Below are 18317 nucleotides of genomic sequence, written 5' to 3' on the forward strand. Positions count from 1 at the left end.
ATTGGGATTTGGACAACCCCAAGCAATTCACACGACCGAACGACCGCAAAAGGTCCAGTGGACGTTTTGCAGTGAGGGGCGAGCCGGTGCGCTGGGCTTTGCTGAACGGGGTCTTCTTCTCGGCTGGCTGTGTCCCATGTTACCGCAACCCCTAAATTGGGATTTGGACAACCCCAAGCAATTCACACGACCGAACGACCGCAAAAGGTCCCGTGGACGTTTTGCAGTGAGGTGCGAGCCGGTGCGCCGGGCTTTGCTGAACGGGGTCTTCTTCTCGGCTGGCTGTGTCCCCTAATCACCGTAATCTTAAATTGGGATTTGGACAACCCTAAGCAATTCACACGACCGAACGACCGCAAACGGTCCAGTGGACGTTTTGCAGTGAGGGGCGAGCCGGTGCGCCGGGCCTTGCTGAACGGGGTCTTCTTCTCGGCTGGCTGTGTCCCATGTTACCGCAACCCCTAAATTGGGATTTGGACAACCCTAAGCAATTCACACGACCTAAGGGCGGAACACAAAAAATTTGACCGACAAAGCAAGGACAACAAGAAACGGCGTGAGCATCACGTATAGCTGTACACTAAGATAAAAAAGACTTTGGAACAACCGGACGATGTTTGGGGCAACGGGAATCTCATTGAACGGATGGCCTACGTAAAGCCTTATGTATACTGTTGGTTCATCAGCTAGGCCATAACAATACAAAGGGAATGGAGCTTAAAACTTGGTTTCAACCGGCACCTAAGAAATCGATAGTACAAAATTGTAGAAGAGGACTGCTGGTGAAGGGATAGGAGTTGGCCACCGTGCCACGCTACCTGAGGCAGCCGTCCGTGCCCCCATCACTCCCAAGGTGCTGGCCTGTTCTTAACCCGCGGCACAATAGCTTAAACTAAAGATAAGGTAAAAAAGTCATGTACATTCCTTAAATGCGGGTTTTGGCCGCTTTTATGATAGCTTTTGGCAGATGGTGCCCCACCGTATTGCCGCAACGGCCAATGAGTTCTTTGGGGACAGGTTTTTTACCTTAAATTGCAACAGTGCGCTGGACTTGGTGGTGGTGGAGAAACCCTTTTCATGCCTACGATAGTAAATATTCCCTTGTTCTGCTACCATGAAATCAATAATGGCCAACAAAACATAATGAACAACCAAGACCGTAGCGCTTTAAAAAACTTCAAAACAAAGTAAAACTGCGCTTAAAGCCTCCAGCCATCAACTGAGGAAATCCTTAAAAATCCTCCTTATCCATTAATTCCTGGATTTTCTTTTCTTCCCAGCGTTTGCCCCATAAGGGGTTATAACCATAAGCTTCCAGTCCGTGGGCCACCAAACCAAATCCCCAGCCCAGTGTTGGGAAAATAGCCCATAAAAAACTGGTGGTCCTAAGGTTTAACCACCATAAAAAAGGGATAATCAACACATACGCCCCCAAATTACCATAGAACCCTTTGAGTGCCTCTACCCGTTCCTTTGCCTTTAAATAGCGCTTTTCCTCAATGTGTTCCTCTTGGGTTTCCATAACGGAGACCTGCTTGGACAACATGGGCAAGGCCACACTAAAATCTGAGGTGGTTTTATTGATTTGTACGGTCCTATCCGTTAAAATCCCATACCGTTGTTTGATGTTTTGCAAGCCTACGCCACTGCTCTTTTTTACCACCTGTTTTTCTTGCAGGTTGTTTTGTACCACAAGGTTCCCTTCTTTTTCAATCACTTTGATCTGAAGTGGCCGGGCAGCGGTGACCACATTGTGTTTTACACAGTTCTCCAAAAGCAATTGCAGGGATAGGGGAACAATCTTGGCTTCAGCATCGGTAGCTTTTTCTGGAATATCAAAAACAATGCTTTCCTCAAAACGCATTTTTAGCAGGCGCACATAGGTACGGGCAAAATTGAGTTCTTCGTCCACCGTGACCAAATCTTTGTTTTTTTGTTCCAACACATAGCGATAGACCTTGGAGAGTGAGGTGGTGAATTTTTGGGCCTGATGCGGGTCTTCTTCAATAAGACTGGTCAATACATTTAAGCTATTGAACAAAAAATGGGGATCTAACTGGTTCTTTAAAGCGTCAAACCTTGCCGATGCCGTGCCTGCAATGATTTTCTGCTCTTTTACCTTGGTTTCCTGTAGTGCCTTGTAGAAATAAAACGCGTGGATAATGGCAGACACCCCAATGGCAATAATCAAGGTAAAAATGTAGGTTTCTATGTCTTCCGTAGCTAGAAACTGGCCAAAGCTCTGGCCATAAATACCCATTTCCACAAATACCCGGGCAAGACCAAAAGACAGTACCGTTAACACTACGGATCCCACGGCACCCAACCATAAACGAAGTTGGGTATGGGTCTCCCAACTATAGCGGTTGGTCAAAAAGGAATTGTAGTAAGCGTTGACGGCCGTGATGATAAATGCATACACAAAAGTGACCACAGCCCCTTTTAACTGATCCAGCCAATCCACCTCATTGCCCAGATTTGCCAGTACATTGATCAATGTTAGGCCAAGCATGACGTAGATGCTTATTTTTAAAACATTGCCAAACTTTGTATATGTTTTTTTCTCTTTCAAAAGCTGTAGTTTTTTGGAATGCCCTAGGCCAAAGATGCCCCTTATTCGTTATCACCGCAACTGGCAAGCACTTCCTCTGCCCTTTCCTTGCCCCAACTGGGATAAAAAGCAATGTCCGATTTAAAGGTAGCAAAAAGTTCCAAAGCTCTTTTCACATCTTTACAATAAGGGCTAATGTCTTTTCCAAAATACCTGGCCGACCCCATATCCCACTCGGCCTTAGATAGGATTACACGTGGATTATCCGGGGCCAATTGCAGGGCCTTGGTATAGAGTTTTGCATTTTTTGGTGATAGTGTCATGCCATAAGTGGCCCCATCAAAGGCAATCCAAGCGGTATTGATCATAGCTTCCTGAATGAGCAGTTCTGGATTATTGGGGGAAAGGCGTTTGGCAATATCCAAGAACATTTTTGCTTTTTCCAGTTGGTTGGACAGTGTTTTTCCATCCTTCTCACCAAAACTGGCAAAGGTGTTCACCTGGGCCACGTAGTAATACGGCAGCCAATTATCATCTTCCGCCGCTGCAATCCTTTCAAACAAATTGGAGGCGTAAACGGTTTTTTCTGCCTCCCAAAGTTGAAAAGCTTTTTGCATCCCTTTTTCATAATCGCTTTGTGCATATAACCCCAAACTAAAAATGGCAACTAAAATGAGTACTGTATTTTTCATGATGGCTCTTTTATTTTTACAGGCACAAAAATGCATCAGCCTACCATGGATAAAAAAAAGGAGGTACCCAATTGTTGTATTTAGAGGATGGATCGTACATATCCCTAGTACAATCTTACAACGCTAAAATAGAAAATTCATCATAGATGCAAGGCAAAAGGGCAGGGCCACTTCCAGAGTCACTGCTTAACATCTCCGTGAACTAGTGAACGCCCAATTTTATTGCTGTACCCTAAAGGTGATTCGCCTGTTGGTGATCACGGTGGCTGCTCCAACGGAAAGTGCGGCACTATTGGATAGGATAGCCGGACAAGCTGCATTGCTGTTAGACACCAAAACCCGATATTGGTATCCTTGCATTGCGGAAGAAATAGGCGCATTTAGGCTTAGGGTTGGTGATTGTGTCCCAGAATAGGCGGCGGTATCCGAAAGATTTATAAATGACACCCCACCATTGGTACTTAGCTGCCATTGATAGGTGTCCGCATTTGAGGCGCCCACCATAAAGGTAGCACTACCACCAGCCGTGGCCGAAAAATTTATGGGTTGTTGGGTAATTTCAAAAGCGTTCACGGTAAACGTCTGGGTGACTTGTATGCTGTTTCCGGCGGCATCGCTTACGGCATAGGTTCTTGTAATAATTTCAGGGTTGGCTCCACCGTCCGATATGTCCCCAACAAAGGAGACAGTTGGTGCCGGGCTACAATTATCTGCCTCATCATTCACCACAAGAATATCTGGCGCAGGGATGTCACTTGCGCAGAAAACAGTTGCCCCAGCAAGGTTGGACGCCGTGGGTGCCGTGGTATCCCGCACGGTAATGGTCCTCGTAAATATGGAAGAGGTATTGCCTACATCATCTACGGCCTCGTACCCAACGACCCTAACGTAATCATTGGGGCCATTGTCATTGGTCACCACATCGCTGACCTGTACCACGGTCACATTGCCACAGTTGTCCGTGGCCACCGGAGGTGAAAATGGAGTGGCACCACAAAAGACGCTGATTCCATCAGATGTGGGGGTAAATCCAAAGTTAACACCTGACCATTGGATGTTTCCGCCGGGAATGCCCCCAAATCCCGGAATTGGACCGGTACCGGTCAATATTAGGTCAAACGTGCCATTACCATTATCAACTTCACTGTAATTAAATGCCGCTTGGTTCGTAAGTTGTAAGGGGTCTAGCTGATAATTGGCATTGGTTATCCGCACTTCCCAATTAGTTACAACGGCAGCTGTACTGTTTTGAAGACCAAAGCCCCATGAAAATTGTTGTTGGTTAAAAAAAGTGGTGTTTAGGCTAGAACAGGATGTCAACGTAGGGACATCACCATTACATTGATAATTTTGGTCCAAAGCCCCTGCCGTAGTGACCCAGGTTGGTGGTTCTGAATCTACCGTGATCGAGGTAGTCAAGGAAATGTTCAATACCGGATCTCCGGGCATTCCCCCATATTCCACTACATAGCCCTGTGATGCGTAGGCTCCACCTCCCCCACCATTGGGCAAATCGTTCCATGCCCCAATGGGTGCGCCTCCCCTAATCACGGATGCGGCGGCAATATGGGCATAGTCCTCGCCATTGCTCCCTACGTTATTAGGTTCTCCCCCATTCCAATTGGCATAGGTGATTTCCGTGCCATTGGCGAGTCCGGTCCAAAACAAGGTGCCAGCTTCCGGGCCTGTGGCCCACCGCCACTCTCCTTCCACAAGTTCATCCGTTGCTCCTATCCAACCAAATCCGCTGGCCTGCTGGCCTGCAAAATCCGCTTCTTCCTGTGAGGTAAGCGTAACCAAATACCCCTGTAAACCCAAATAGGTCCTCGTAGCGGCTGCATCCCGTGCATCTGTCCAGGAAATGCCCGGGTCTGGTACAAACTCGTAATAATGCTGTGTTTCCGGCAGAAAATTAGGTTCTCCTACCGTTATCGAAAATTGTTTTGTCCCGGATGGGTTTCCCGAACTACTGGAAAAAACAGTGGCCAAGACCGCAGCTTCAAACGCTACATAGGATGCCGGTCCCATAAGGGTGAGCTCGCCTTCAGTGGGGTTCCAAGATGGGGTAATATTGGGATGGCTTCCCGTTAAGGTCAAAACATCTTCCCCATTCACATAACCGCTGGATATTTGAATATAAACCGCATTTCCTATGGTATCATCCGGATCTGTAATACTTATGGACTCCACTACTGGAACGCTACCACCGGGGCAGTATATCTGATCCCCAGAACCCGTAAGTACTGGGGGCTGATCGGGTAATTGTGCCGTAAACAGGATATTGTCCACAAAGATAGTTTCTGTATTGTTGTCCCAATCACCGCTATTGGAACGGATGCGGATGCCTGCTGTGGCACTTATCTGGTTTTGGTTGAGTGCATAAGATACGGAACCTGTCCCGTCCAAGACCGCCACAGTGCTGTAGGTGGTTCCATCAAACAATTGTACCGCCAAGGATTCGTTGCCTCCAGTTCTGTTATAATCTAGACTTAGCGTGACACTTTGGTAGGGAGATAGGTCCAGGTTTCTAGTAATGGTTCTATTGTTCCTGAGGTTCCTAAAGCGAAGTTGATTAGCATTGACCCGAATACGACCGCCGGTTGCGGGATTGTTTCCGTCCGACGTTTCCGTCCACGGACCCAAAAAGTTACCGGTGCCAGAATTATTGGAATAACTTGCTATGCTAAAATCATCGCCATAGGTGGTTTGTGCCCAAAAGGGCGATGTACACCCCAGTAAGGCAAGAACCAAAATTCCAAAAACGAGCTTACCTTTCAAAGCAATACCATCCATCACTTACGAAATTACGGAGGCCAACGCACCCGCGTAACTATTTGTTGTGAACTGGCCAAAATCCCTAGTGAAACCAATACTACAGACAAAAAACGCTTCGATATTATTACAAATTGTCTAACTGATTGCTCCTGCCATCCGTACTTATGGTCCAGAAAAACCCAACAAAAAAGAAGCTATCCGCCGGGGGCCTTATGGTTTGCCTTTCAAAAATTCCGTTAGCGTTAGGGGTATTGGCATATTGGTAATTATTGATATTATTGAACCCCAACACATTGTTCACGGAGAAATATAAAATCTTTTGCTGGTCTATCAGGTACGCCCAATTCAAGCTAAGATTGTTAAAGGGTTTGGTCTTTTCGGCTAAAAACTCGGGAGTGTTTGGGTTATCATAGGGCCTTCCTGATGCATACTGGTAAGATAGCCCTACTTGGGATTTTAAGGAATCCACCCAATATTTGGTGACCAATGAAAAGTTATGGGCAGGGGCAAAATTTGGAGTGGCACTTTCCCTAAAATTCCTAAAATCACGCGCAGTGTCCAAGTAGGAGTAGGATAGCCAATAATCCAGATTTTTTATGCTTTTGTTATCGCGCCAGAACACATCCAATCCCGTGGCATACCCAAAACCTGCATTGGTAAACTGGGAGTTAAATTCCGGTAATTCCGTATTGAATTTCACCAAGTGATCGTAATCCTTGTAATACGCCTCTGCCCTAAAGGTCTTGCCGTTGTTCTGATATTGGTAATTAAAAATGTAGTGCGATGTTTTTTCGGAAATTAAACCCTGGTCATATCTGAGTATTTCGTTTAATGGGTTTTGGTAAAAGTCGCCGTAGGCCAATGAAAACTGACCCTTCTCACTGGTCTTATAGGCCAATGAAACCCTAGGCGAGACCGTAAAATCACCAATGACGGAGGCGTTTTCTATCCGTGCACCTACTTTCATTGCAAGGTGGTTGCTAAAAAAAATATCACTCTCCAAAAATCCTGCAAACAGTTGGTCATCAAAACCATTTTGGAACTCCATTTGGTCTGGGGTCAGTACCGTTTCTTCATAATCCGTTTGAAACAATTCTGCCCCAAAGTTGATATCCCATCTATTGCTAAAGGACTTTTTAAGCTTTAGTTTTACGTGCGCCGCCGCCTCCTGGGCTTCAATGGCGGTATCAAAAACGTTGATATCATTGGTATCCCAAGAAATACTGGTTCCCGTGCTCAAGGTCCATTCGTTTTCAAAAAAGTACTTGTAAGACGTGTTAAAATACAGGTTATTATTTGTTAATTGAAAGCGAACAAAGTCATCAAAATTAATATTCTCTTGGTCGATATCCAGATTGGAATGGTTAAAGTTGGCATACAATTTTAACATGCTTTTTTCGCCTTTGCTCCTAAATACTGTTTCTCCAGAAATAGATTCAAAAGGGCTGTTCCAGCGAATACCTTGGGTAGAGGGAATTAAGGCTTCATAAGGAGCCAGGTTAATGTACTGGGTATTAAAACTTAAGGATTGGTCTCCCCAAATTTCCGTATGCCCTAGCCCACCGCCAACAGACATGACATTGATCTCTGTTTTTTCTTGATCGGGGACATCAACAGAATTCAGCAATAAGACACTGGAAAGGGCCTGGCCATATTCTGCGGAATAGCCTCCGGTGCTAAACGTAATCCCCTTAAATAGAAAAGGGGAAAAACGTCCGCGGGTGGGAATGTTGTTCGCCGTAGCGTTAAAAGGTTGAAAAACCCTTAGGCCATCCACAAATACTTGGGTCTCACCGGCCGCCCCGCCCCTAACGAACAAACGCCCGTCCTCGTTTACCGTAGTGGTGCCAGGCAGGGTCTGTAGGGCAGCCACAAAGTCACCCGCAGCACCAGCTGTAGTTACAATATCCAAAGGTTTTAAAACAGAAACCTTAGAGTTATCACCAGCCTCAAACGTGCCGGCAGATAAGGTAACGCCATTAAGTTGGTTGATAGCCTCCACGAGTTTAATTTGCAAATTTTTTAAATAGGACACATCACCAATCTCCATATGGGACTCGTACCCTATCATCGATATTACCAAGGTTTGCTCCCCCGTTTCCGTGGTCACGAATGCAAACGCGCCACCTTCATTGGTGGAACCCCCATCATAAGTGCCTTCCAAATAAACATTGGCCCCGGGAATGGGGTTGCCCTTTGTATCCGATACCATGCCATTAATGGTGGTCTGGGCCAATCCCGTTCCCAGCATACTTAAAAAAAGTAAGGTAAAAAGTCTTTTCATGATTGATGATTCTCTATTCTAGCGCCTATTTATGTGCTGCTGACGGTTATTTTGATAGGGCAAATATCCAGTGCCATTACCACACGGATAAAAAAGAAATTCCGAACTGTCATTTTTTAAGACCGGATTGTAGCTAACACTTTTAGTAAGGCTGCAGTGTTGTTTAGCTCAGCTTCTAACCTATGGACAACTTTTTACGTCCTAAGCTTACGGGTGAACGTTAGGCAGGCAGCATGTAATTAAAAATCGGCCTGTTGGCCACCCAAAAATTTGGTTAGATGGCTACCATGGCAGTGAGTTGGATAAATTAAAGTACCTTCGCCGCTCTAAAACTGGGAAAGTCCCAGAGAAATCTGCCTGATTTTGAATCAGGCTTAAAATCTCGACCATCGAGTATTCCTATGACATTTAATGAACTCGGCCTAGCCGAACCTATCCTAAAAGCCTTACAGAAAGAAGGCTATACCCAGCCCACACCAATCCAAGAACAGGCCATCCCCATTTTACTGGGCGGTAAGGATTTACTTGGCGTGGCCCAGACAGGAACTGGAAAAACCTGTGCTTTTGGGGTTCCTATTTTACATCAGCTGCACCAAGCAGGGCCACAACAGGGCAAACGAAAAATAAAGGCATTGGTGGTTACCCCAACAAGGGAGTTGGCCATACAAATTGGTGAAAGCTTTGCGGCCTACGCCAAGTTTACCCAACTTAAGACCACGGTCATCTTTGGTGGGGTGAAACAGGGAAAACAGGTTAACGTGCTTCGTAATGGTGTAGATATCTTAATTGCAACACCTGGCCGTTTGTTGGATTTAATGAACCAAGGTTTTATTTCGCTCCGCGATATAGAATATGCCGTGTTGGATGAAGCAGACCAGATGTTGGACATGGGATTTATCCATGACATCAAAAAAATTATAGCAAAGTTACCACCCCAAAGACAATCCCTTTTCTTTTCTGCCACCATGCCAAAAACCATTGTGGAGCTGTCCCAAAAAATACTGGGCGATTTTGAGCAGGTGACCATAAAACCACAACAGGCCACCGCTGAAAAAGTAGAGCAAGGGGTGTATTTTGTTGCAAAAAGCAACAAGCCAAAGCTGTTGGTGCATATGCTGGGGAATCGTGCTCAGGATTCCGTTCTTGTTTTTTCGCGCACAAAGCATGGTGCAAATAAAATTGTCAAAAAATTGGATCAAGCTGGCATTACAGCTGCGGCGATCCACGGCAATAAATCGCAGGCGGCCCGCCAAAAGGCCTTGGGTGCCTTTAAAGAAGGAAAGTTAAAGGTTCTGGTGGCAACGGATATCGCCGCAAGGGGAATAGATGTGGAAGAACTTTCCCTAGTGGTGAACTACGACTTGCCCAATATCCCGGAAACCTATGTGCACCGCATTGGAAGAACAGGCCGGGCCAGTGCCAGTGGCATTGCCATTTCTTTTTGTGATGTGGAAGAACGCACCTATTTAAGGGATATCGAAAAATTGATAAAACAGTCCGTTCCCAGATTACCGGACCACCCTTTTATGGATGATGTCCCTCCAGAAAGTGCAACGGTAGCCTCTAAACCAAAAGGCGGTGGCAACCAAAACCACCAAAACAGGAATCGCAACCGGAACAGAAACAGAAACAGAAACAGCAATAGAAATTAACCCCAATTCCCAACCTAAACAAAGGATACCAAAATAAGATGTTCATTTGTAATGGATACCCATGGTTGTTCATGGTTGAAGGTTCCCTGGTCTATTTCTGTGTTCTTCGTTCATGGTTTAGTATCCATAGCTCAGCGTTTTTTTGCACCTATCCCTGGTCTCTGATTTCCTCACTCCTATGAAAGGTCAATAAATACCCCTGCCAACCATTCTCATCCTTGGGCATGTTTAGAACATGATTTTGGCTTCATGAGGTATCCAACTTTTAGTTCAAGAATTTTAAGAGGTGATGGTAAGGTGCTTAATGCTACACAACCTTACCTGTTTGCATGGGCGAAGGGTTTTTAATCCTAAAAAGCATATGGTGCTTATTTGTAATTTTACCACATGAAAAAACAAGTTTTAGCCTATGGAAGTGGTAGGCATCGTTTGCCCTTTCTGCGGTATGTGGCCAAAATGACAGGAAAGAAAAATCCAAACATTTGTTTTGTTCCCACGGCCAGTGGGGATGATAAAGAGTATATCATTTCTTTTTATGAGGTCTGCAAGCAATTACCGGTACTACCCCATGTGTTAACGGTTTGGATCAATTCTTACGACCAAAAGCAAACGTTCCAAGAAATTATTTCCAAAATGGACGCTGTTGTCGTTGGTGGGGGAAATACGTTAAATATGTTGGCCATTTGGAAAGCGCAGGGTATCGATGTGCTTTTAAAGGAGGCTTATCAGCGTGGTTGTGTCATGGCAGGGGGCAGCGCAGGCTCTTTATGCTGGTTCAATGGCGGCACCACGGACTCCAGGCCGGCAGAATTAAGTATTGTCAATGGCTTGGGGCTTTTAGACCAAAGCCATTGTCCACATTATAATTCTGAGACCACTAGAAGGCCATTGTACCATCATAACATTCTAACCGGAGCCCTCACGGATGGATATGCCTGTGACGACCAGGCTGCCATTCATTTTGTGGATGGTAAAGTGCAGCAATCCATATCCCTCAATAGTGAAAATAACGCTTACCATGTTTATGCAGACGGTGATGTGGTCAAAGAAGAAAAAATCCCGTCTGTAATCTTAAGGTGAGAACACACAGTACGTAGGTTTTCTATTTTTATCGGAATGGCCTAGGACTAGGCCCAAATTTTGAAATACTGGGAATCCATGCATACACATGCGCCAATGTTCATTCCACAATTTTTCTGATTGGCGGATGGTCAATTGTACGCAAAACCTAAATTTAGTCCCTACACCCATCGATTAGCTTGGGAGGTTGACTCCCATGGCGTTTTTGTATAGCTCATTTTATCCATTCACAGTTCCTACTTTCGCCATGGACGTTTGTATAAGCTCCATTAATGGTATAGCCCATAATCCAAGATATTGGACTGGATTATGGCTGTTGGTAAAATAATTGGATAAAATGGCTAATGCTATGAACATGTTCCGTTACCACTAGGCCTGTTTTCTCGCCATAAAAACTCGTTATCTTTACAGCTGTTAGCTCGGGTTTACAACTGGAGGCGTTTAATTGGGTCCCACGGACCGATAAAAACGTACTCCTTGCGACCAATCCAACATCAATGGTACATTTTTTCAAAAAAACAAGACAAAGACTAATTACTCAAAATCCGACCACTGGAGGTAAAGGTACTTTTGGGAAATACCTGAAATATGCCATTGGAGAGATAGCTCTTGTGGTTGTTGGTATCTTAATAGCACTCTATATCAATAATTGGAGCGAAGAAAATAAACAACGTAATAACCGGAATGCCACCATAGAACAACTTAAGGAAGAAAATCTGTTACATCTCACGGATTTAACGGGTGATATCAGTTATAGGGATACCTTGGATGTGATGCTCCAAGACTTTCATGTGTTTTTAGGGGAGGAAAACTTGGAAGAAAACCAAAAGCAACTAAAAAATTATTTGGGGGGTACTTTAAGGTCTTCGGTCTACTATTTTTCCAACAACTACCTTCAAAAATATATTAGGGAGAACCCCAAGGACGACTCCAGACTGACCGTAGAACTCCTTAAACTGGATATGTTCCAAAAAGCATTGGAGGAATTATCTAACAAAGCCTTTGAATATAAATTTGATCATATCCTTACACAGATTGAACCCATTGTGGACTTTAGTACTCTTGAGATTAAAGAGCTAACACCGTTGAAATCCTTGAAATTCAGAAATAACATTTTGATTCTAGAAAATTTGGAAACGGAATTATTTGGGACTTTTGAGGAAACCATAGCACAGCAGCAACTTGTAGACTCTTTGATAACCGCACAACTAAGGTAAGATGTATATCCCGCAATATTATAAGAATGAAAATGTAAAGGAGGTAAGGCAGTTTATACAAGATAACGGTTTTGGTATCCTTGTCAGTCAAGTCAATGGAAAGCCATGGGCAACCCATATTCCATTGGAGCTTGATGTGGATAGCGCTGATAAAGATATCTTGGTGGGCCATATCTCAAAAGCTAATCCGCAATGGACGGAATTTGCTGCCCAACCAGAGGTCCTATGCATTTTTAACGGCGCCCACGGCTATATTTCCTCATCTTGGTATAAGCAAGAAGAAGTGCCCACATGGAACTATATTGCCGTTCATGTCTACGGGGAAATTGAGATACTTTCCGAGGAAGAGGTGTTGCAATCCATGCAAAAACTCGTGGACAACCATGAAAAGGGGTCCAAGCATCCTGTATCCTTGGATGATTTTTCCCCAAAAACCCTAAGGCAGGTAAGAGGTGTCGTTGGCTTTAAAATAACCATAACAGATATCTAGGCCGCTTATAAGCTTAGCCAGACAAGACCAGAGGACCACAGTGCCATAATTAATGGATTGAACCAAAAGGATGGTGCCCACAAAAGCTTGGCCAAGGAAATGGAAAAACAGATTCCATAACATTTTTTAATTAGAATTGTTTAATTCCCTCATTGCAAGCTATTTAGTTCGTAAACTCTCTCGCACCACTTATATCAAGAAAAGGGAACAAACATCAGATTTAGACCAGTTATAAATTAAATCCAACTGTTAAACAAAAGTGAGGACATATACACTTTATAACTACTTTGTCAGGCTATGCGGTTTAGATTGAGCCAACTGTTCCTCCCTTTTTACACCAATTATTGGTTGCTTAATTGTTTTATTAAAGTACCACAAGTAGCTATGGGCGGACTATTGGCGTTCCATTTTGGGAGCCGTCAATTTGGGGTTCCTTGGTCTCCCAGGGACGCTGGTTTGGGTTGGTTTGAAGTTGCACCCTACTTCTTGGATCTGATACATCAATTTCATGCCCCAATCCCAACCTTTGCCTATGGCTTTGCCCTCTTCTCCGGAATCACCAAAGTTTTTGGAGGCATATCCCTTATCCTGGGTTTTGCCACGCGTATTGTAGCTTTGGCCATTTTACTCGTCATGGTGGTTTTTATGTTGAACCAAGAAACCATCGGGTTTAACTTTACCTATCCCTTATTCTTTATTTCCGTTGCTATATCCGCTCTTTATTTTGGTTGTGGCAGGTATGGTGTGGATTATTTGCTCACTAGAAAAGGCTAGAACAAAACCCAAGCATAACGGACTAGGAAACTTGAGGAGATACCTATGGAACCTTCGTTACTTTTTTGGTGTAAAATGACTGGAGCCAATCACAAAATGTTCATCATCCATAGGATAAAACCCAAAAAAGAAGGACTCCCGCACCCCATTGTTATAAGTTAAAGTGATTTTGTATTCATCAATTTCATAGGTGCCTGCACTAGCGCTTTTGGAGTAGATAGGCTTCCAGCTCGTATTGCCCCCCTTAACGGTTTTCCATGCAAACCGGCCTTGTGAATCAAAAGCCACCATAGCTGCGTTGATTACGGTACTGCCGCCAAAACCATCTAAACTGTTAAAATGACCCACTATTTTTTGCCCCTTTTCTGCCGGACGCACCCTAAACCACTTTTTCCAATCGTAAGATTTGTTTTTCCAAGGTTTGGTTACCCGAAGTACAGATCCGATTTTCTGCCATTTTCCCCATTTTTTTGGGTTTTGACGTTTGGATATCACCGCGTCCAAAGCATCCAAAGGTTCATTGGGGTTGCTAAATATAGTTCCGTCTGCGAATAAAACACTAACCTCGTTCTTTATATACACCCCATTTAACCCATAATTGGTCACTGTTCTCATGATTACGTCCGTAAGGCCAAGAGGAGTCTTTGTATTGATCACCGCTTTGGCTTGGATTGGGGCAGATTCTTTAGGTTGGGATACAACCAAGGTGGTATTTGCTGACTTTTCCTCGCTTAGACCAATCAGTTTTTCCAATGAAAATGCGTTCAATAACCCCTGTGCGGTCTCTTGGATTTCAACACTACGTTTTTTGGAAAGCTCAAAGACAGTGGCCACCCAAATGGCTTGAATTATCAAACTGTCGTAAACGCGCTGCAAATTGGTATGGGCCATTGTTATGTCTGGTTTCTGATTTTGAAATTGTTTAGAAGTAGTTTGGTATATGTGTTCTACTTCTTTATTTGACATAGCATCTCCAGTAATGGTTTCCTTAAGTACCACTTGATAGAAAGCGGCAATGGTAGGCAATTCATAGGGTTGATGCCCAGCTCTACGGGCTGCATCCTCAAAAATTTGAAAACATTGGTTAGACCCAAACACCAAACCAGTTAAAAAACGTTGTTTCTTGGGAGTTTGCGGTTTTAACTCGGTCCATTGGGCTATTCTAATGGCATCTCTAAGGTTATCTTGCGGCACGTAAGACAGTTGGGCGTTTAAAGCACTGGCCATGGAAAACAAAATTAGCAAAGACAACTTTATGCCTAAACGACTTATATTCATGACCTTGGTTTTACAAAAGGTACCAAAAATGATTCCATTTTACAATTCAGTCAAAAAAAACAACAAGTGGGTAAGCCTCTTTTCCTTGGTCCTGACCCCTGTTGCATCTTTGAGGCATCAATAACACTAAAACAATTTATATCATGAAAAAATTAGTAGGTATCCTTAGTATTTTCTTAATTGCCATTGCAGCCAATGCCCAAGACACGGTAAACGTTACCGTTACCCTAGAAAATGTTTTAAATGACAAGGGCACGCTTTTAGTAAGCCTCCACACCAATGAAACCTTTATGAAGGGCTCTGGGGTTATGAATTTAAAAGAGGCTGCAACAGCGGGAAGCGTAACCTTTACTTTTGAAAATGTGGCACCCGGAAGCTACGCCGTTATGGCATTACATGATGAAAACGACAACCAGCGCATGGATTTTGAGCCTAATGGTATGCCGAAGGAAAATTACGGAATGAGCGGTAACGAGATGACCATGGGCCCACCGAGTTTTGCGGATGCACAGTTTGAAGTAGGCAAAGAAGATGTGGACTTAGTTATACGGTTCTAATAAGGGGTACGGAAAAGCGTAAAGAGTTATCTGGCTTATCTTAAATCTTCGACCTTACTAAAAAAACGGTCCTTGGCTTTCAACCATGGACCGTTTTTTTATGTCCGCGCTCTGCTACGGGTACCGTAGAAACGCTGCTAACTGCTCTTGCATCCCCCGTGCACCCCATAGGCCAGGAACTCCAGAAGTAACTTACTTTATAAGCATTTCCAATTATTCCGAATTTTAGGATAGTATTATCTAATGGAATTTCTATTTTTAAATTAAATTATATGACATGACCATTACCCAACTACAATATGTGTTGGCCGTTGCCGAATATCAGAATTTTACACTGGCCGCCCAGAAGAGCTTTGTGACCCAACCTACCTTGAGCATGCAGGTCCAAAAACTGGAAGACGAACTGGACGTGCTTATTTTTGATAGGGGAAAAAAGCCCATAGCCATCACCGAGGTGGGAAAGAAGATTGTGGCCCAAGCTAAAAATATTGTGGCTGAGGCTGGCCGGATAAAAGACATCGTGGACCAGGACAAAGGCTTTATTGGCGGTGATTTTACCTTAGGCATCATTCCCACGGTTATGCCTACTTTATTACCCATGTTCTTGCCCACCTTCATAAAAAAATATCCCAAGGTAAACCTGATCATTAAAGAACAGGGCACCAACAGCCTTATCAAAAACCTACAGGATGGCCATTTGGATGCCGCCATTGCAGCAACACCCTTGGAAATTGAATTTATAAGGGAAAGGCCGCTGTATTACGAACCCTTTGTTGGTTATGTACCAGCCAACCACAGGCTGGCCGATCAGAAAGAAATTACCGGTACAGATTTGGATATTTCAGATATCTTACTGCTTCAAGATGGGCATTGTTTTAGGGATGGTGTGGTGAATCTTTGCAAATCACCAAAAAACGGTGATAAAGAGCAGTTTAAGATAGAAAGTGGCAGTTTTGAGACCTTGGTCAACCTATCCGATGAAGGCATGGGCATGACCTTACTGCCCTATCTCAATACGTTGGAGCTTGATGAAAAAAAGCGAAAAAACCTCAAGCACTTTAAAAAACCTTCGCCCGCTAGGGAAATCAGTCTCATCTATCACAAGAGTGAACTTAAAATTCAAATTTCGGAAGCCTTAAAGGATGTAATCTCCGCTGTGGTGCGTGGGGCAATTGCTTTTCAAGATGTTGAAATCATCAGTCCCCTAAGCAAATAATTTCAATTAAAAAATAACACTGGCCTGAATCCAACAGACGGAAAAATGCGAAAACAAAAAGCATAACCTTTGTGCCTGTTGCACAAGATAGGCAAAAAAGTTGCTTTTCGATCTTGCCCATGGGGCGATTGATCGTACCTTTAGGTATGCAGGGAAAAAAGGAGTACCAGGAAAAGCTGTTCGCACAATTTCAACTGAGCGAACGTATACCAAAGAACAATTTCTATCGTCGTTTAAAAGGTGTTTTGGATTTACGTTTCCTTTACATACTTACCCGTCCTTATTATGGGGAAAGCGGCCAGAAGAGCATTGACCCTGTGGTATTCTTCAAGTTATGTCTGGTAGGCTACTTGGAGAACATCGTCAGCGACCGTAAGCTTATCGACCATTGTTCGATGCGCTTGGACATACTATATTTCATAGGCTATGATATCGACGAGGAGCTGCCATGGCATTCTACTATAAGCCGTACACGGCAACTGTACCCGGAGTCCGTTTTTGAAGAAGTCTTTACGAAGGTCCTTGCCATGTGCGTTGACAAGGGGATGGTCAGCGGCCATACCCAGGCCATAGATTCGGCCCCTGTAAAGGCCAACGCGAGTATGGACACTTTGGAGCTCAAGGTACCCGAAGATGAACTTGACGAGCACCTTAGAAAGGTACGCGCCCTTAGTTCGATGGATAAAGAAGCGCCCCACCGTAAGAGCAAAGGCGATAAGTCGGATAAAGGACAGCGAAGTGTGACGGCCAACGATAAGGAACTCTCCGCGATAAAGGGACGCAACAAGAAGTGGGCAAAAGATCAAGATAAGCGACCGGGCGCAGGCAACAAGGGAGCGAAGTACACCAGTAACAAGACCCATTACAGCCCAACGGACCCCGATGCAAGAATTAGCGTAAAGCCCGGTAAGGCACGCAAGCTTAACTACCTGAGCCAATTGAGCGTGGATACCGCACACCATGTAATAACCGATATAAGGGCCTACCATGCGGACGGTAAGGACAACCAGCAATTACAGGATATCGTACAACGCTTACAAAGAAGATTATGGCAACAGGGCCTGGTATTCGAAAACTGCGTTGCGGACACCGGCTACAGTTCGGGCGAGAACTATGCCTTTTTGGAGCAAAGGGGACTTAAAAGTTTTATACCGCCCCATGGCACCTACAAGGGCGGGCCCGATGGCTTCACCTATATCAAGGAACACGACCATTATCTATGCCCCCAGGGCAAGGTAATACCGTTGAAAAAAGTGTTCCTGGACCATCGCACCAAGACGAAAAAGAAGGCCTACCGCGCATCGAGCAAGATCTGCAAGGGCTGCCCGCTCAGGGAAAGCTGCTTGGGAAAAGTGAACGAAAAACAGTTTTCGGTGACCTACTATCGCGAGGAGTACCAACGGAACATCGCAAGGGTGGAAAGTCCACAGGGAAAGTATATGAAGGGCAAACGACAGAGTACCGTGGAACCCGTTTTTGGAACATTGACCCAGTTCATGGGCATGCGCAAGATAAATACCATCGGGATAAAGCAGGCCAACAAGGCAATGCACCTCTCGGCCATCGCCTACAACCTGAAAAAACTGCTGAAATTCGACCAAAAACTGGTGCAAAGTGGGATGGGTACACTTGCTTTTGCAACATGGGTCAAAAGTGTCCTTGAATTTCTGTTGGGTCCTTCTCCAAAGCATCCAAAATTAGCTTTGCATTTCTAACGCGACAGGGAAAAAGCCCCGCAGAGCGCCTTATAT

The 18317-nt window shown here is 44.4% G+C and carries 14 protein-coding genes; 8 read left to right on the plus strand and 6 right to left on the minus strand.

Annotated elements, in window-relative coordinates:
• Window positions 1–948: 948 nt before the first annotated feature.
• From I595_RS16620 to I595_RS16640, 5 genes are all read right to left on the minus strand, one after another.
• The gene (locus I595_RS16620; RefSeq protein ID WP_157449794.1) at window positions 949–1155 is read right to left on the minus strand and encodes a hypothetical protein; all 207 of its coding nucleotides are present in this window, start codon (window positions 1153–1155) and stop codon (window positions 949–951) included.
• A gap of 76 nt (window positions 1156–1231) precedes the next feature.
• Window positions 1232–2572: a 2TM domain-containing protein gene (locus I595_RS16625; RefSeq protein WP_245628314.1), complete on the minus strand. Its 1341-nt coding sequence runs from the start codon at window positions 2570–2572 to the stop codon at window positions 1232–1234.
• Window positions 2573–2613: 41 nt separating this feature from the next.
• Window positions 2614–3243, minus strand: a complete 630-nt coding sequence (locus I595_RS16630) for a hypothetical protein (RefSeq protein WP_054560610.1) — start codon at window positions 3241–3243, stop codon at window positions 2614–2616.
• A gap of 219 nt (window positions 3244–3462) precedes the next feature.
• Entirely contained in the window at window positions 3463–6036 is a 2574-nt protein-coding gene (locus tag I595_RS16635) for a C-type lectin domain-containing protein (protein WP_054560584.1), read from the minus strand.
• A gap of 106 nt (window positions 6037–6142) precedes the next feature.
• The gene (locus I595_RS16640) at window positions 6143–8302 is read right to left on the minus strand and encodes a TonB-dependent receptor (protein ID WP_054560585.1); all 2160 of its coding nucleotides are present in this window, start codon (window positions 8300–8302) and stop codon (window positions 6143–6145) included.
• A 401-nt stretch (window positions 8303–8703) separates the two neighbouring features.
• On the opposite strand from I595_RS16640, the gene I595_RS16645 reads away from it, so the two are divergent.
• The 5 genes from I595_RS16645 (at window position 8704) to I595_RS16670 (ending at window position 13515) form a co-directional block, all read left to right on the plus strand.
• Window positions 8704–9954: a DEAD/DEAH box helicase gene (locus I595_RS16645; RefSeq protein ID WP_054560586.1), complete on the plus strand. Its 1251-nt coding sequence runs from the start codon at window positions 8704–8706 to the stop codon at window positions 9952–9954.
• A 387-nt stretch (window positions 9955–10341) separates the two neighbouring features.
• Window positions 10342–11034, plus strand: coding sequence for a Type 1 glutamine amidotransferase-like domain-containing protein (locus I595_RS16650; RefSeq protein WP_054560587.1), 693 nt, complete (start codon window positions 10342–10344; stop codon window positions 11032–11034).
• Between the two features lie 497 nt (window positions 11035–11531).
• Window positions 11532–12251, plus strand: coding sequence for a DUF6090 family protein (locus I595_RS16660; RefSeq protein ID WP_054560589.1), 720 nt, complete (start codon window positions 11532–11534; stop codon window positions 12249–12251).
• A gap of 1 nt (window position 12252) precedes the next feature.
• Entirely contained in the window at window positions 12253–12741 is a 489-nt protein-coding gene (locus I595_RS16665) for an FMN-binding negative transcriptional regulator (protein WP_316934171.1), read from the plus strand.
• A gap of 297 nt (window positions 12742–13038) precedes the next feature.
• Window positions 13039–13515, plus strand: coding sequence for a DoxX family protein (locus tag I595_RS16670; RefSeq protein ID WP_054560590.1), 477 nt, complete (start codon window positions 13039–13041; stop codon window positions 13513–13515).
• A 57-nt stretch (window positions 13516–13572) separates the two neighbouring features.
• Here I595_RS16670 and I595_RS16675 read toward each other — a convergent pair whose 3' ends face one another.
• Window positions 13573–14793 carry a hypothetical protein gene (locus I595_RS16675; RefSeq protein ID WP_054560591.1) on the minus strand — a complete coding sequence of 407 codons (1221 nt, stop codon included), beginning with the start codon at window positions 14791–14793 and terminating at the stop codon, window positions 13573–13575.
• Between the two features lie 143 nt (window positions 14794–14936).
• Between I595_RS16675 and I595_RS16680 the strand changes: the two genes are divergently transcribed.
• From I595_RS16680 to I595_RS16690, 3 genes are all read left to right on the plus strand, one after another.
• On the plus strand, window positions 14937–15350 hold the full coding sequence (locus I595_RS16680) for a DUF2141 domain-containing protein (RefSeq protein WP_054560592.1): 414 nt from the start codon (window positions 14937–14939) through the stop codon (window positions 15348–15350).
• Between the two features lie 277 nt (window positions 15351–15627).
• Complete coding sequence (locus I595_RS16685; protein WP_054560593.1) at window positions 15628–16566, plus strand: LysR substrate-binding domain-containing protein; 939 nt, start codon at window positions 15628–15630, stop codon at window positions 16564–16566.
• 146 nt (window positions 16567–16712) lie between these two features.
• Window positions 16713–18281, plus strand: a complete 1569-nt coding sequence (locus tag I595_RS16690) for an IS1182 family transposase (protein ID WP_054560594.1) — start codon at window positions 16713–16715, stop codon at window positions 18279–18281.
• Window positions 18282–18317: the final 36 nt, after the last annotated feature.

Source organism: Croceitalea dokdonensis DOKDO 023 (assembly GCF_001306415.1).
Lineage (GTDB): Bacteria > Bacteroidota > Bacteroidia > Flavobacteriales > Flavobacteriaceae > Croceitalea > Croceitalea dokdonensis.

Coding starts and splice junctions, on each gene's coding strand:
- I595_RS16650 (WP_054560587.1), top strand. CDS start 10,342: ATGAAAAAACAAGTTTTAGCCTATGGAAGTGGTAGGCATCGTTTGCCC.
- I595_RS16685 (WP_054560593.1), top strand. CDS start 15,628: ATGACCATTACCCAACTACAATATGTGTTGGCCGTTGCCGAATATCAG.
- I595_RS16675 (WP_054560591.1), bottom strand. CDS start 14,793: ATGAATATAAGTCGTTTAGGCATAAAGTTGTCTTTGCTAATTTTGTTT.
- I595_RS16645 (WP_054560586.1), top strand. CDS start 8,704: ATGACATTTAATGAACTCGGCCTAGCCGAACCTATCCTAAAAGCCTTA.
- I595_RS16640 (WP_054560585.1), bottom strand. CDS start 8,302: ATGAAAAGACTTTTTACCTTACTTTTTTTAAGTATGCTGGGAACGGGA.
- I595_RS16635 (WP_054560584.1), bottom strand. CDS start 6,036: ATGGATGGTATTGCTTTGAAAGGTAAGCTCGTTTTTGGAATTTTGGTT.
- I595_RS16630 (WP_054560610.1), bottom strand. CDS start 3,243: ATGAAAAATACAGTACTCATTTTAGTTGCCATTTTTAGTTTGGGGTTA.
- I595_RS16680 (WP_054560592.1), top strand. CDS start 14,937: ATGAAAAAATTAGTAGGTATCCTTAGTATTTTCTTAATTGCCATTGCA.
- I595_RS16670 (WP_054560590.1), top strand. CDS start 13,039: ATGCGGTTTAGATTGAGCCAACTGTTCCTCCCTTTTTACACCAATTAT.
- I595_RS16690 (WP_054560594.1), top strand. CDS start 16,713: ATGCAGGGAAAAAAGGAGTACCAGGAAAAGCTGTTCGCACAATTTCAA.
- I595_RS16665 (WP_316934171.1), top strand. CDS start 12,253: ATGTATATCCCGCAATATTATAAGAATGAAAATGTAAAGGAGGTAAGG.
- I595_RS16660 (WP_054560589.1), top strand. CDS start 11,532: ATGGTACATTTTTTCAAAAAAACAAGACAAAGACTAATTACTCAAAAT.